Annotated in this window: 12 protein-coding genes and 1 riboswitch; of the genes, 9 read left to right on the top strand and 3 right to left on the bottom strand. The window is 73.3% G+C overall.

Features of this window, described 5'->3' with window-relative positions; all coding sequences use genetic code 11:
- The first annotated feature begins 2 nt into the window (after positions 1–2).
- From ABD333_RS14670 to ABD333_RS14635, 8 genes are all read left to right on the top strand, one after another.
- Complete coding sequence (locus tag ABD333_RS14670) at positions 3–1,355, top strand: hypothetical protein (RefSeq protein ID WP_344541274.1); 1,353 nt, start codon at positions 3–5, stop codon at positions 1,353–1,355.
- 163 nt (positions 1,356–1,518) lie between these two features.
- Positions 1,519–2,418 carry a DUF4397 domain-containing protein gene (locus ABD333_RS14665; protein ID WP_344541273.1) on the top strand — a complete coding sequence of 300 codons (900 nt, stop codon included), beginning with the start codon at positions 1,519–1,521 and terminating at the stop codon, positions 2,416–2,418.
- 211 nt (positions 2,419–2,629) lie between these two features.
- On the top strand, positions 2,630–3,100 hold the full coding sequence (locus ABD333_RS14660) for a class F sortase (protein WP_344541272.1): 471 nt from the start codon (positions 2,630–2,632) through the stop codon (positions 3,098–3,100).
- Positions 3,101–3,170: 70 nt separating this feature from the next.
- On the top strand, positions 3,171–5,150 hold the full coding sequence (locus ABD333_RS14655; protein WP_344541271.1) for a WD40 repeat domain-containing serine/threonine protein kinase: 1,980 nt from the start codon (positions 3,171–3,173) through the stop codon (positions 5,148–5,150).
- A 116-nt stretch (positions 5,151–5,266) separates the two neighbouring features.
- Complete coding sequence (locus ABD333_RS14650; RefSeq protein ID WP_344541269.1) at positions 5,267–5,998, top strand: hypothetical protein; 732 nt, start codon at positions 5,267–5,269, stop codon at positions 5,996–5,998.
- Positions 5,991–7,751 (top strand): GMC family oxidoreductase N-terminal domain-containing protein, encoded by a 1,761-nt coding sequence (locus tag ABD333_RS14645; protein ID WP_344541267.1) that lies wholly within the window; start codon positions 5,991–5,993, stop codon positions 7,749–7,751. Before ABD333_RS14650 ends, ABD333_RS14645 begins: the two co-directional genes overlap by 8 nt.
- Before the next feature lie 182 nt (positions 7,752–7,933).
- A complete protein-coding gene (locus ABD333_RS14640) occupies positions 7,934–8,449 on the top strand; it encodes a hypothetical protein (protein ID WP_344541265.1) in 516 nt (171 codons plus the stop codon).
- Positions 8,446–9,141 carry a class F sortase gene (locus ABD333_RS14635; RefSeq protein ID WP_344541263.1) on the top strand — a complete coding sequence of 232 codons (696 nt, stop codon included), beginning with the start codon at positions 8,446–8,448 and terminating at the stop codon, positions 9,139–9,141. The genes ABD333_RS14640 and ABD333_RS14635 overlap by 4 nt, the downstream gene beginning before the upstream one ends.
- Here the strand turns inward: ABD333_RS14635 and thiC are convergent.
- Positions 9,111–10,844, bottom strand: a complete 1,734-nt coding sequence (gene thiC, locus ABD333_RS14630; protein WP_344541261.1) for a phosphomethylpyrimidine synthase ThiC — start codon at positions 10,842–10,844, stop codon at positions 9,111–9,113. The two genes, ABD333_RS14635 and thiC, sit on opposite strands and share 31 nt — an antisense overlap.
- A riboswitch (TPP riboswitch) is annotated at positions 10,840–10,953 on the bottom strand. Its footprint overlaps the gene before it by 5 nt.
- A 58-nt stretch (positions 10,954–11,011) precedes the next feature.
- Entirely contained in the window at positions 11,012–12,184 is a 1,173-nt protein-coding gene (locus ABD333_RS14625) for a glutathione-independent formaldehyde dehydrogenase (RefSeq protein WP_344541259.1), read from the bottom strand.
- 64 nt (positions 12,185–12,248) lie between these two features.
- Between ABD333_RS14625 and ABD333_RS14620 the strand changes: the two genes are divergently transcribed.
- Positions 12,249–13,436, top strand: a complete 1,188-nt coding sequence (locus ABD333_RS14620) for a sensor histidine kinase (RefSeq protein WP_344541257.1) — start codon at positions 12,249–12,251, stop codon at positions 13,434–13,436.
- Between the two features lie 34 nt (positions 13,437–13,470).
- Here ABD333_RS14620 and ABD333_RS14615 read toward each other — a convergent pair whose 3' ends face one another.
- Complete coding sequence (locus tag ABD333_RS14615; RefSeq protein ID WP_344541256.1) at positions 13,471–13,998, bottom strand: NUDIX domain-containing protein; 528 nt, start codon at positions 13,996–13,998, stop codon at positions 13,471–13,473.
- Positions 13,999–14,020: the final 22 nt, after the last annotated feature.

Genomic DNA, 14,020 nt, shown 5'->3' with positions numbered 1-14,020 from the left:
TCATGCAAAGACGGCCACGGACCTTCCTCGTTCTCCTCACCGGGCTGGTGCTCGCGCTCGGCGTCCTGGCGCCGCCGGCGGCCGCGGGCGGGGAGCGGACGCCCGGCGACCAGCCGCTGCCCGGCTACACGATCGTCAACCCGCCGCTGCCGCCCGCGATCGTGCACGGCCGGGCGGCCCGGGTGCTCCAAGGGGTGCACCGGCACGCGGCCTACGCCATCGAGGTCCCGCCCAAGTGGAACGGCGAGCTCGTCATGTACGCGCACGGATACGCGGGACAGGGCAAGGTGCTGACCGTCGGGCCGCCTCCGTTCGGCCTGCGCCAGCGGCTCCTCGACCAGGGCTACGCCTGGGCGGCGTCGTCGTACTACGCGAACGGCTACGACGTGCGCGCGGGCGTGCTGAGCACGCACGACCTGGCCCTGCGGTTCGGCGGCCTGGTGCGCAAGCCCCGGCGGACGTTCATCATCGGCGCCTCGATGGGCGGCCACGTCACGGGCCGGTCGCTGGAACAGTACCCGCGCTTCTACGCGGGCGGGCTGCCGATGTGCGGCGTGATGGGCGACAGCTCGCTGTTCGACTTCTTCCTCGACTACCACCTGGTCGCGCAGGGTCTGGCGGGCATCCGCGCCTACCCGCCCGGCCGTGACTACCTGCCGGTCACCGTCCCGAAGATCCAGCGGGCGCTCGGCATCGACACGCTGCCCCCCGGCGCGACCGACATCGCCAGCCCGCTGGGCAGGCAGCTGCGCGACATCACCGTGAACCGGAGCGGCGGACGGCGGCCCGGCGCCGACAGGTCCTTCTCGTACTGGAAGGACTTCCTGTTCTCCCAGGGCGCCCCGGCCGAGGGGACGGTCGCCGAGGACCCGGGCCAGCTGGCCACGAACCTGCGCACCCGCTACACGCCGAACGCGCCGGTCGACATCAACCGCGTCGTGCAGCGGGTCCGTCCGGAGAACCCGCGCGCCCGCTACTCGCCGCGCCTCACCCAGTCTCCGCAGATCTCCGGTGTGCCGAAGGCGCCCGTGGTGAGCCTGCACAACCTGGGCGACCTGTTCGTGCCGTTCTCCATGGAACGGGCCTACCTCGCCGACGTCACCCGGCACGGGCAGTCCAGGCTGCTGGTTCAGCGCGCCATCCGGAGCACCCAGCACTGTGAGTTCTCGGCTGCGGAGGCCGGCGCCGCGTGGGACGACCTGAGCCGGTGGGTCCACGGTGGGCCCCGGCCTGCCGGGGATGACCTGCGCGATTCCAAGGCCATCGCGCACGCCGACTACGGGTGCAGGTTCAGTGACCGCAACGCCTACGCGGCGGGAACCGGCACGCGGAGGCTCTACGCTCCGTGTCCGTAACCAGACGGTGGCCGTATGTGGCCGGTGACGCTTTGGTGTACAGCATTGCCCTCTACGGTGCTTTGCACTGAAATGTTGCCCCATCTGGAGCGTGACGTGGCGCTCCCTGTAGCTCCCGCGCGGGCGCCGCGTCCCGCCGTCCTCGGCCCCGCAGGGAGCGCGTATGCCGGCCCTCGTACCACCGCACCGCCCAGGCGGCCGTCCCGGCCGTCACCCGAAGATCGCCCGTATGGGCGCGGTGGTGGTCCTGGCCTCCGCCGCGGTCGGCGTCGGGGCCGCCCCCGGCGCCGCGGCGCCGGCCCAGGGATACGTGCGGCTCGCGCACCTGTCCCCGGACACCCCGGCCGTCGATGTCTACCTCTACTCGGGAAAGGGCCCGCTGGACCGGCGGCACCAGCGGCTCGTCCTCAAGCACGTCGGCTACGGCGCCCTGTCGCCGTACCAGCGCCTCGACGGCGGCACCTACACCGTGGCCATGCGCCCGGCGAACGCGGCGGCGACGAGCCCGCCGGTGTTGTCGGCGGTCGTGCGCGTGCGCGCCGGCGCCGCGTACACCGTGGCCGGGATGGGCCCCTACAAGGGCATCAAGCTGCGGGTCATGGACGACTCGGTGGACCTGCCCGCCAACCGCGCGGCGGTCCGCGTCATCGCCGCCTCGCTCAAGGTGCCGACGGTGGACGTCACCCTCGGCGACCGGAAGCTGGCCGGCGGCCTGCGGTTCGCCTCGGTCGCGCCCTACGAGATCGTTCCGGCCAGGACGGCCCGGATCCGGGTGCGGGGCGACGGCGGCCAGCAGGCGGGCACGAAGGTCGCGCTGGGGGCCGGCTCGGTGCACACCGTGGTCGTCCTCGACGGGAAACCCGGGCTGCGCCTGCTCTCGCTCGTCGACGTGGCCCAGGGTTCGCGGACGCCGACCGGCGGTGTGAACGCGGGCTTCGGCGGCCTTGCCGAGCGGCCGGCGAGTGACCGTGACCGCGGCGTCTGGACCGTCCTGGCCCTCACCGTCCTGGCCTGTGCCGGAACGGCGACGAAGGTGCGCATGAGATCGCGACGCCGTGCCTGACTCGCGTCACACAGCGGCCCGTAAAACTCGGACCGGTCACGCCCAGACCGGTCTCGTTCGGGCCGGTCTTGTCCGGGCCGGTCACGTTCGGACCCTTCTCGTTGTGGCTGGTCTCGGCCTCGCTTGTCTTACTGGCTGCGGGGGTGCGGCGGGCCCGGCTGCCGGGCCGACCCCTGGCTGGTCGGCCGTGCCGGGCGGACAGGTCGCGCGGGTGTCCAGCCACCCCGTCACCGGCGCCATCGGGGAGCCGGTGGAGCTGCGCATCCCCTCGATCGGCGTCCGTTCGACGCTCGAACGGCTCCACCTGGGCGGCGGGGGCGAGTTGCGGTCGCCGAAGGACCCGGCGCGGGCGGGCTGGTTCGCCGGCGGCGTCCGGCCCGGCAGGCCGGGCCCGGCGGTCGTGGTCGGCCACGTCGACTCCAGCTCCGGGCCTGCCGTGTTCACGCGGCTGGGCACGCTGGGGCGCGGCGCGGCGGTGCACGTCGCCGACGCCCGCGGCGGGCGGGTCACGTTCAGGGTGGAGGAGGTGCGTTCGTACGCCAAGGCCGCGTTCCCGGCCAAGGAGGTGTACGGGGCGACACCTGACCCTCAGCTACGTCTGATCACCTGTGGTGGCGGGTTCGACCGCGCCACCGGCCACTACAACACCAATGTCGTTATTTATGCCACCTTGGCCCATTGAGTCGATTCCCCGGAATGCCTGATCCTTGAGGTACTCGATGGGTCGCGCGTCACCCGGAAGCGGGCTCCCCATGACCGAGAAACCCGGTCAGCTGGTCGCCGGTCGGTACCGGCTCGTCGCGGAGATCGGCCGCGGCGGGTTCGGCGTCGTGTGGCGGGCGCGGCATGAGCGCCTGCGCCGGGACGTGGCGGCCAAGAAGCTGTTCCTGGCGTCGCACGCGGGCACGCAGGGCGACGACCAGTGGCAGGAGCGCAGCCGCCGGACGTTCCGGGAGGCCAGGTCCGCGGCCCGGATCGACCATCCGGCGGCCGTGCGCGTCTACGACGTCGTCGAGCACGAGGGCGATCCGTGGATCATCATGGAACTCGTCGACGGCCGGTCGCTGAACGCCGTCGTCCGCAGCGAGGGCCCGCTGCCGCCCCGGGGGGTCGCCGAGATCGGCCTGCGGATCGTGGGCGCGCTCGACGCCGCCCACCGCGCGGGCGTGGTCCACCGGGACGTCAACCCCGCCAACGTGCTCATCGGCGAACAGGGCGCGGTGCTGACCGACTTCGGCATCGCGGTCATCCAAGGCGACCCGTCGCTCACGCACACGGGGGTCGTGATGGGCGCGCCCGCCTACACCTCGCCCGAGCGTGCGCGGGGCGAGCAGGCGGTGCCGGCCTCGGACCTGTGGTCGCTGGGCGCCACGCTCTACTACGCGGTCGAGGGCGGCAGGCCGTTCCCGGGACCCAACGCCAACGCCGTCCTGTACTCGATCCTGACCACCGACCCGCCCGTGCCCAGGCTCGCCGGACCCCTGACTCCCGTGCTGAACGGGCTGCTCCACCGGGACGCGGCCGAACGCCTCACCGCGCCTGAGACGGCCGCGATACTCGCCGGCCTCCTGCGGGACGACGAGGTGTGGGCGGACGCGGCGGCCACGACGGTCCGGGCGGGCGGCGACCGGCGCGCCGAGGTGACCGATCCGATCCCGGGGAACGGGCATCGCCCCGCGCCACCTCGGCTCGGCCCCGCGAGCGGCTCCAGGGGCCGGAGTCCGGCGCGGCGCCGCACGTTCGCCCTGTCGATCGTGCCCGCGGTGGTCCTCGCCCTGCTCGTCGGCCTGTCGCAGCGGAACGGCGCGACGCTCCGCCCGCCCGAGCCGGGCGAGACGCGCGGCGCCTCGGCGAACCCCCGGCTGATCGGCACGCTCGCCGGTGACCGGGTCTACGCCCTCGCGTTCAGCCACGACGGGAACACGCTGGCCACGGGGGGCGAAGGCGGGGCGGTCCGGCTCTGGGACGTCGCCGGGCAGCGCCAGACCGGAGCCCTGCGCGGGCACAAGTACACGGTCTTCAGCGCGGCGTTCAGCCCCGACGACCGCATTCTCGCCACCGGTGGCTACGACGGCCGGGTCATCCTCTGGAACACTGCGACCCAGCGCCGCAGCTCCGGGTTCGGCACGTCCGGCAACAGCGTCGCCTCGCTGGCGTTCAGCCCGGACGGAACGATCCTCGCATGCGCGGGCAGCGACGCGGTGCGCCTGTGGAGCACCGCGGACCGGTCCTGGACGTCGACCCTGCGCAGCCCCGCCGCGAACGAGAGCACGTTCACCACCGCGTTCAGCCGCCAGGGCCGGCTGGCCGTCGCGGGCAGCGCCACCATCCGGCTCTGGAACACCGTCGTCGGCAGGGCCCGGAGCGTCACCCTCGCCAAGGTCAGGGCGGTCGTCTCCAGCCTGGCCTTCAGCCGCGACGGCGGCACCCTGGCGGCGGGCGGGTTCGACGGGCGGGTGCGCCTGCACGACACGGTCCGGCGGCGGCCGGTCGCCACGCTGACCGGGCACGACAAGAGCATCACGGCCGTGGCGTTCCACCCGCGCGCGCGGGTGCTGGCCTCGGCGGGCGGCGAGACGGTGCGGGTCTGGGACGCGGCCACGGGCAGGTCCACGGCGGTCGTCAGGCCGGGCGGCGCGGTCGTCAACGCGCTCGCCTTCAGCCCGGACGGCCGGCTGCTGGCCACCGGCGGCGACGACGGCGCGGTGCGCCTGTACGAGGTCGGCTCGTAGCCGGGCCGATGGTCGCCGGGTGACAAAAGCGCGACGGAAGTTCGCGGATGGTGCTATTGACCCTTGGATTGACACGGGGTCCAATAGGGTTCCCCCGCCGCCCTGAAGGATGCTGTATGTCCTCTTCGCTGGAACGGCGCACGCTCCTCCAGGCCCTTGGCCTAGTCGGCGCCGCAGGAACCGCCGGGACCGCCGCGACATCCGGAACCGCCCTGGCGCGGCCCGCCGGCGCCGCGGTGCCGGCGCGGGTACCGGATGCCGTGGTCCTGGACACGATGACGGCGCTGGCCGTGTTCGTGATGCCGGGACCGGACCCCTACTCGCGGGCCCAGGGCACGCCGCGCCATGAGCCCGGCGCCGTCGAGGCCCGCCTGCCCCACTTCCTCACCGAGATGCTCGACCGCTACTTCCCGCTGCCGCTGGGCTCGGGCGGCTCACTGCCCCTGTCCCCGGTAGTGGCCGTCCTGCTCAACATCGGCGCCGTCCGCGTCGATCCGCGCTCGCTGGCGGGACCCTTCCTCAGCCCGATGGCGCGGCTGTCGTTCGCCGGCAAGGCCAAGGTGCTGGCCAACATCGAAGGCGCCGACGCCGATCTGGTGGCGCGGCTGGACGCGGCCCTGCCCGAGCCGTTGCGGCGCACCGCCTCGGGGTTGCTCCGCTATCTGGGCAACGCCCTCTATCTGCTCTGCGGGCTGGGCGGTTACAGCGAATGGGCCGTGTTCGACCCGGCGACCAAGCGGCTCACCGGGAGGCCGGTGGGCTGGCAGGTCTCGGGCTACACGCCCTCGGCCGACGGGTGGGACGACTTCCGGGGTTACTACCAGGGGCGGGACAAGGCCCATGCGTGACGTCATCGTGGTCGGGGCGGGCGGCGGCGGCCCGGTGGTCGCCAAGGAGCTCGCGGCGCGCGGTCTCGACGTGCTCCTCCTGGAAGCGGGCGCGCACCACACCGATCCGCGCCGCCAGTGGACGCACTACGAGAACGACTCCAACAACCCCCTGACGGGATTCTTCCGGTTCGGGCCGGGTGACCGCGGAAAGCCCCAATGGCTCCGCGAACTGCCGCAGAACTCGTTCCTCTTCCAGAACGGCGGAGTCGGCGGGACCACGAAGCACTACTACGCCAACTCACCGAGGGCTTACCCGGGCGCCTTCGCGGGTTATGACGGCCCCGACCGGGAGGCGTACGACACCGCGCACGCCTTCCCGTTCCCGTACCGGACGCTGATCCCGTACTACGAGTGGGTGGAGGCCACACTCCCGGTGCAGACCGCCGCCATGGGCACCAAGGAACGTGTCTTCTTCGACGGCGCCGAGACGCTCGGGATCCCCCTGCAGAAGGCCAAGGACACCACGGGCGACTCGTACCGGCCGCAGGAGAACGCGATCCTCCAGCCCCACGGCACCGCCGGGCGCACGATCGACCCGGCACGCCTGCGTTACCCGGAGGCGATCGGCTGCACGTTCTGCGGTTTCTGCCAGCAGGGCTGCATGGAGCCGATCGCCGCGCCGCGCAACCAGTTCGCGAAACGCTCGACCGACAACAGCTACGTGCCGATGGCGCTGACCGCGGACGCCTGGGCGCCCGGGGGCAGGCGGGTCACGCTGATCCCCGACGCGTTCGTAGTCAAAGTCCACACCGCGCGCCGCGGCGGGGAGACGGTCGCGACGGGCGTGACGTGGCGGGCGGCCGACGGCCTGCACCGCGAGGACGCGGCCGTCGTGGTACTGGCGGGCGGGGCGGCCGAGACCCCGCGCCTCTGGCTCAACAGCGGGCTGCCCGACCCCAACGGCTGGGTCGGGCGCGGCTTCACCGACCACTTCCTGGACGGGGTGACGGGCCTGTTCGACAAGGACACCGGCTCCTCGAAGGGGACCAGCTCCAGCGCACGCTGCGACTTCCCCGGTCACGGGGCCCTGGAGAACATCGGGCTTCCGCCCGCCATGCAGGCGGCGCTGATGGTGTTCTCCGACAGCGGGGTGCGCGGGCAGTACCACAACGGCCGCGGCATGACCGGGCCGTGGGACGGCAGGGCGGGACGGCTGCCCGGGCCGGAGCTCAAGGAGGCGCTCCAGAACGGCGTGAACCGGCTGCTCAACATCCTCGTCCTCACCGACGACGACGTGCAGGCGGGCAACCGGGTGGTCCAGTCGGTGTACCCGCCCGACCGGCACGGCCTCATCCCGAAGGTCATCATGCGCGGCCGGGAACGCACCCGCCGCACGGTCGCCAACCGCGAGTTCCTCGCGCGCAAGGCCGTGGAACTGCTGCGCGGCGCGGGCGCCAGGAAGGTCTACCGGTTCGACTGGTCTCCGTTGCTGCTGCACGTCCATTCGACGATGCGGATGGGGCATTCGCCGGACGACTCCGTCCTCGACGCCACGGCCGAGGCCCGCTGGGTGCGCAGGCTCTACGTCGCCGACAACTGCGCGCTGGCCAACAGCCTCGGCGGGCCCAACCCGACCCTCACCACGCAGGCGCTGGCCACCCGGACGGCCGAGACCATCTTCACCACCTACTTCGGCGGCGATCCGTGGGTCGCCACTGAGGCGCCGGTGGTCTCGACCGACGTCCGCGTCAGCCGGGCCTTGGAGGAGTAGCCTCCGCCCCTCCTGCGTGGAAACTGGCGCCCAACGGAACGTAAGGCGCGGTGTGTCGCAGGGTCGCGCACAGCCGACGTTCGGTTTCCTCTCGCCCAAGGGGCCACGCCCAAGGCTCCACGCCAACGGTCTAACAGGTCCACAGGTCCGCGTCCGGCTCCGGGCGCTCTCGGGAGGAAACCATGTATCGCACGTCCCTGCTCGTCGCCGTGGCCGGCGCGGCTCTCGCCGGCATGGCGGGGTCGGCGACCGCCGACGGCCCCACGCTTCCGGGCAACGCGCGGCCGACCGTCGTCACCGTGTCCCCGGCCAAGATCAAGCCCGGTGACAAGGTGCGGGTGAAGGTGCGGTGCATGACCCATGTCGGGGGCAGGGCCGTGCTGAAGGTGTCCTCGCCCGCGTTCCCCACGGTCAAGGCCGTCCGGGAGCACACGTCGTTCAGCCCCCGGCTGGACCCCGCGATCAAGCCGGGGACCTACACCGTGCGGGGCTCCTGCAAGGCGCCGGGCGCGTTCGTGAAGAAGAACCCGTCCGCCGACGACACGCGGTTCACCGTCGTGGCGCCGCCCGCGCCGCCGCAGCAGCGGCGCGGCGCGCCGCCGCGCAAGTCGCCGGTGGCCGGCCGGACGAAGCAGACGCGCAAGGTGCCGGCGGGCGCGGCGGCGACGGGCTTCGGTGAGGTGCTGGTCGGTCGATGACGGGGTCTCGCTCACGCCGGCCCGGCCGGATCGGCGTCGCCGCCGTGGTCCTCGCCGGGACGGCGGGCGTGGGCACGACCTGGTGGGCGGTGACCCGGCCGGACGCCTCGCCGCGTCCCGTCGCTCCCGCGTCCGGGGCCGCCGCGCCCGCCAGGCCCGCGCCCGCCGCGACCGCCGCGCGGACACCGGCCGCGCGGCCGCCGGGCGACGGGGCGCGGCCGGTCAAGGTCGTGATCGACAGGCTCGGCGTGACCGCCCCGGTCGGCCCGGTGGGGCTGCGCCGCGACGGCAGCGTCCAGGTGCCGCCGCTCTCCCGGGTCCACGAAGTGGGCTGGTACCGGTACGGCCCGGTGCCGGGCGAACGCGGACCCGCCGTGCTCCTCGGTCACGTCGACTCCGGGCGCGGCGGGCCGGGCGTCTTCCACCGGGTGCGCACGCTGCGCCCGGGCGACACGGTGCGGGTGATCCGCGCGGACGGACGGTCCGTGCGGTTCCGGATCACCTCCGTCGAGGACGTCTCCAAGGACCGCTTCCCGACCGCCCGCGTGTACGGCGACCTGGACCATGCCGGCCTGCGCCTGATCACCTGCGGCGGGTCGTTCGACCGGGCCCGCCGCAGCTACACCCGCAACGTGATCGCCTGGGCCCGGCTCGCCGGGTCTCAGCCGTCGGAGGGCACCACCGGCAGATAGACCTGCCCGCCGGCGGCCTGGAACTCCGCGGCCTTCGCCCGCATGCCCGCGGCCAGCGCGTCGGACTCGCCGAGGCCCCGCTCGCCCGCGTACCGGCGCACGTCCTGCGTGATCTTCATCGAGCAGAAGTGCGGGCCGCACATCGAGCAGAAGTGCGCGGTCTTGGCCGGGGCGGCGGGCAGCGTCTCGTCGTGGAACGACCGCGCGGTGTCCGGGTCGAGCGAGAGGTCGAACTGGTCCTCCCAGCGGAACTCGAACCGGGCGTCCGACAGCGCGTCGTCCCAGGCCTGCGCGCCCGGGTGGCCCTTGGCCAGGTCGGCCGCGTGCGCCGCGATCTTGTAGGCGATCACGCCCGCCTTGACGTCGTCGCGGTCGGGCAGGCCGAGGTGCTCCTTGGGCGTGACGTAGCAGAGCATCGCGGTGCCGTACCAGCCGATCATCGCGGCGCCGATGGCCGAGGTGATGTGGTCGTAGCCGGGCGCGATATCGGTGGTCAGCGGGCCGAGCGTGTAGAACGGGGCCTCGTCGCACCACTCCTGCTGGCGGTCGACGTTCTCTTTGATTTTGTGCATCGGGATGTGGCCCGGGCCCTCGTTCATCACCTGGTTGTCGTACTCGGCCGCGATCTTCGTCAGCTCGCCCTGCGTCCGCAGCTCGGCGAACTGGGCCTCGTCGTTGGCGTCGTAGATGGAGCCGGGGCGCAGCCCGTCGCCGAGCGACCAGGTGATGTCGTACGCGGCGAAGATCTCGCAGAGCTCGCGGAAGCGGGTGTAGAGGAAGTTCTCCTCGTGGTGGGCCAGGCACCAGGCCGCCATGATCGACCCGCCCCGCGACACGATGCCGGTCTTGCGGCGCGCCGTCAGCGGCACGTACGACAGCAGCACGCCCGCGTGGATCGTCATGTAGTCGACGCCCTGCTCGGCCTGCTCGATCACGGTGTCGCGGAACACCTCGAAGCTCAGCGCCGCCGGGTCGCCGCCGGCCTTCTCCAGCGCCTGGTAGAGCGGCACCGTGCCGACCGGGACGGGGGAGTTGCGCAGGATCCACTCGCGCGTGGTGTGGATGTCGCGGCCCGTCGAGAGGTCCATGATGGTGTCGGCGCCCCAGCGGGTCGCCCACGTCATCTTCTCCACCTCGTCCTCGATGGAGGACGCCACCGCGGAGTTGCCGATGTTGGCGTTGACCTTCACCAGGAAGTTCTTACCGATGATCATCGGCTCGATCTCGGGATGGTTGACGTTGGCGGGCAGCACGGCCCGGCCCGCCGCGAGCTCGTCGCGGACGAACTCCGGCGCGACGCCCTCGCGCAGCGCCACGTACTCCATCTCGGACGTGATCTCGCCGCGCCGCGCGTAGGCGCGCTGCGTCACCGGCGTCCCGGTGCCCCTGCGCGGCCTGCGCGCCGGGAAGGCCGCCCGGTCACGCAACGGATCGGTGGACTTGCGGCCGTCGTCCTCGGGACGGTGGCCACGGCCCTCGTACTCGGCGGTGTCGCCGCGTTCGGCGATCCACGCCGAGCGCAGCGCGGGCAGTCCTCGCCGCACGTCGGTCTCGTACGCGGCGTCGGTGTACGGCCCCGAGGTGTCGTACAGCACCACGGTGTCGCCGTTGGTCAGCGGCACCTCGCGCATGGGGACCCGGATGTCCGGGCGCGAGCCTTGGAGGTAGGTCTTGCGGGCACGTGAAACAGTGGTGTCGTTCATGACGACTCGATCTCTCCCTACGCCGGCATTACCCGGTCAGGTTCCAGCGGTCGGCGGCCGTATCAGCCGCGATCTCAGCCCGGTTCGCCGGGCCCCCGCGATCTGTCGTGCCCGACGTTAACGCGCCGTCCCCCCGTTGCCGCAACCACCGCGGGTGATGTATGGCCCTACCGGCCGCGCGGGTGGAGCACGGCCTTGACGACGCCGTCGGCGCGCTGGTCGAAGCGCCTGTACAGGTCCGGCGCGTCGTCGAGCGGCGCGTGGTGGGTGACCACCACGCCCGGACGCGCCCGGCCGGAGATGACGAGGTCGCGCAGCGGGACGGTGTAGCGGCGGTCGTGCGTACGGCCGAAGCCGACGCGCACGCCCTTGCCGAACAGCGTGGCCCACGGCACGTCGATGCTGCCGTCGGCGTTTCCCGTTGGGGCGGGGGAGAGGTCCTTCTCGGCATAGACACCCGCGATGCCGAGCCGACCGGTGGGGTTGACCAGGCGCGCCAGGTCCGAGACGACCTGCCGCGGGTTCTCGCGAGAGGGGTCCGCACGGTCAACGGCTTGGAAGCCGACCGCGTCGATCCCGCACCGGACGCCGTCGAGGCCCTCCTCACCGGCGGGCGGCCGCCGCAGCTCCTTGATGCGCTCGACGGGATCGCCGTCGCGCAGGTCGACCGGGATCGTGTCGATCCGCTCGGCGAGCGCGAGCCGCTCGGGGACGTGGTCGACCACGTACACCTCGGCCGCGCCCCTCAGCCGCGCGCTGTAGGCGGCCAGCAGGCCGATGGTGCCCGCCCCGAAGACCGCGACCGTGTCGGCGGGGCCGACGCCCGCCAGTTCGGTCGCGTGCCAGCCCGTGACGAACGCGTCCGCCAGCATGAGGAAGTCGTCCTCGCGGTCGTCCCCCGGCTCGCCGGGCAACCGCACGCAGTTGGCGTCGGCGTAGGGCACGCGCAGCAGCTCGGCCTGGGCTCCCCGGTAAGGCCCCATGCCCGCGTACCCGTAGGCCGCGCCGAATCCACCGGGCCGTACGCGCATGCAGGCCGCCGAGTAGCCGCGGGCGCAGTTCACGCAGACCCCGCAGTAGAGATGGGTCGGGATCACCACCCGGTCGCCGCGCCTCACCAGGTCGACGGCGGCCCCGGTCTCCTCGACGACGCCGATGGGCTCGTGCCCGAGGACCAGGCCCGGCTCCGCGCCCGTACGCCCGTCGTACATGTGCAGGTCGGTCCCGCAGATCGCGCTGGACGTGACGCGCACCAGCGCGTCCGACGGCTCCTCGACCGCCGCGTCGGCGACGTCGTGCACGCCGACCCGCCGGACCTCCTCGTAGACGACGGCCTTCATCCGCGACTCATGCCCGCGCACACCGGCCTGAAGGCCATGGGGAGGTTCCGTTACGGTATGGAACGTGGTGATCGTGCGCCGGATGCGGCCAGAGGTGACGGACGGCCTGATCGCGGCCGTCCTGGCGGGAGCCGCGCTGGCGGTGACGCTGGCCTGGCCGGAGGAGCGGACCCTGGACCCCGGGGGAGCGCTGCTGCTCGTCGTCCTCCACGCGCCGCTCGCGTGGCGGAGGCGATGGCCCGGTGCGGTGCTGCTGGCCTTCGCCGCCCTGGTGCTGCCCTTCCACGTCCTGGGCTACCAGCACCACGCGGTCGTGCCCGCCACGGTCCTCGCGCTGTTCACCTACGCGTTCCTGGGCCGCAGGGTGCGGGCCGTCCTCATGACGGTGTGCGCGATCCTGGCGGTCTGCGCGGTCACCTTCGCGATGCGCGCGAGCGAGCGCAGCGGCCTGGAGCAGATCGGCGCGCTGGAGGCCGTTGTCGCCGTGATCATCGCGATCCAGGCATGGCGGGTGCACCGGGCGCGGGTCGCGGCGATCACCGAACGGGCCGAGCGCGCCGAGCGCACCCGCGAGGAGGAGGCGCTGCGGCGCGTCGCCGAGGAGCGCCTGCGCATCGCCCGCGACCTGCACGACCTGCTCGCGCACACCATCACCGTGATCGGCGTGCAGGCCGCGGCCGCCGGGCACCAGGTGGCGGGCGACCGGCCGCTGGACCGCGAGGAGCTCGCCGGGACGCTCAACTCCATCGCCGCGACCTGCCGCGACGCCCGGGCGGAGGTCCACGCCACGCTCCAGGTCCTGCGGCGCACCGACAGGCCCGGCGTGCCCGGCGAGCTGGCGGCCGGGCTGGACGGCCTCGGCGAGCTGGTGAACGCGGCGCGCGCGGCCGGGCTCGACGCCCGCCTGGTGGAGCTGGGCGAGGGAGAGCCCGCCCCCGAGGTCGGGATCGTCGCGCACCGGATCGTGCAGGAGGCCCTGACCAACGTGATCAAGCACGCCGGGGCCGGCGCGGTCGAGGTCCGCGTCGTCCGGTCGGACGGCGACCTCCGGCTGACGGTGACCGACGACGGGCGCGGGCCGGGCGAGCACGCCGGGGAGGGCTTCGGCATCCTCGGCATGACCGAGCGGGCCCGCAGCGTGGGCGGGACGGTCCGGACCGGCCGGGGACCGGGCGGCGGCTTCGCCGTCACCGCCACCCTGCCGATGGTCGTGGACTCCCTCACGCGAAGCGGTGCGTCTCCACACCATTGAGGTGGGCGCGGCGCTCGTCTCGGCAGGGTGGTGGTCATCCGGGGCCGCCGGCGGCGAGGTACAACAGTGCGGCCATGGTAGAAGCCTGCCCGATGTCCCCCCGCGTGATCAGTTCCCGCACCGACGAGAGCGGCACCCACTCGATCCGCTCGGCCTCGACGTCGGTGGGCTCCCCGATCCGTTCCGCCCCGTCCGCCCGGAAGATGTGATGAACACCATCGTGGATACCGGGCGAGGGCCGGACGTCCAGCAGGTGGCGCATCGGCCCGGCCTGCCATCCGGTCTCCTCGACCAGCTCGCGGGCGGCGGCCTCGGCGGGCTCCTCGCCGGCCTCGACCCGGCCGCCCGGGATCTCCCATCCCCACTGGTCGGTGATGAACCGGTGCCGCCAGATGAGCAGAGCCCGGTCCTGCCCGTCGACCGCGATCACGCCGGCCGCGGGCCGCACCCGCAGCAGGTGGTGGTCGAACCGGCGCCCGTCGGGCAGTTCGACGTCGGCCAGCCGTACATCCATCCAGGGGCTCTCGTAAAGGGCCCGCTCGCCGTGCAGCGTCCATCTCATGACGGGGACGCTATCGGGGGGC

The sequence above is a fragment of the Actinomadura fulvescens genome (genome assembly GCF_039533225.1).
Taxonomy (GTDB): Bacteria; Actinomycetota; Actinomycetes; order Streptosporangiales; family Streptosporangiaceae; genus Spirillospora; species Spirillospora fulvescens.
Note: the sequence above shows the minus strand (reverse complement) of the source record. Positions and strands in the feature narration are given on the sequence as shown.

What these genes read in the sequence shown, in the direction of transcription:
- ABD333_RS14645 (WP_344541267.1), top strand. Translation starts at nt 5,991, where the DNA reads ATGCGTGACGTCATCGTGGTCGGGGCGGGCGGCGGCGGCCCGGTGGTC.
- ABD333_RS14650 (WP_344541269.1), top strand. Translation starts at nt 5,267, where the DNA reads ATGTCCTCTTCGCTGGAACGGCGCACGCTCCTCCAGGCCCTTGGCCTA.
- ABD333_RS14670 (WP_344541274.1), top strand. Translation starts at nt 3, where the DNA reads ATGCAAAGACGGCCACGGACCTTCCTCGTTCTCCTCACCGGGCTGGTG.
- ABD333_RS14635 (WP_344541263.1), top strand. Translation starts at nt 8,446, where the DNA reads ATGACGGGGTCTCGCTCACGCCGGCCCGGCCGGATCGGCGTCGCCGCC.
- ABD333_RS14665 (WP_344541273.1), top strand. Translation starts at nt 1,519, where the DNA reads ATGCCGGCCCTCGTACCACCGCACCGCCCAGGCGGCCGTCCCGGCCGT.
- ABD333_RS14640 (WP_344541265.1), top strand. Translation starts at nt 7,934, where the DNA reads ATGTATCGCACGTCCCTGCTCGTCGCCGTGGCCGGCGCGGCTCTCGCC.
- ABD333_RS14655 (WP_344541271.1), top strand. Translation starts at nt 3,171, where the DNA reads ATGACCGAGAAACCCGGTCAGCTGGTCGCCGGTCGGTACCGGCTCGTC.
- ABD333_RS14615 (WP_344541256.1), bottom strand. Translation starts at nt 13,998, where the DNA reads ATGAGATGGACGCTGCACGGCGAGCGGGCCCTTTACGAGAGCCCCTGG.
- ABD333_RS14625 (WP_344541259.1), bottom strand. Translation starts at nt 12,184, where the DNA reads ATGAAGGCCGTCGTCTACGAGGAGGTCCGGCGGGTCGGCGTGCACGAC.
- thiC (WP_344541261.1), bottom strand. Translation starts at nt 10,844, where the DNA reads ATGAACGACACCACTGTTTCACGTGCCCGCAAGACCTACCTCCAAGGC.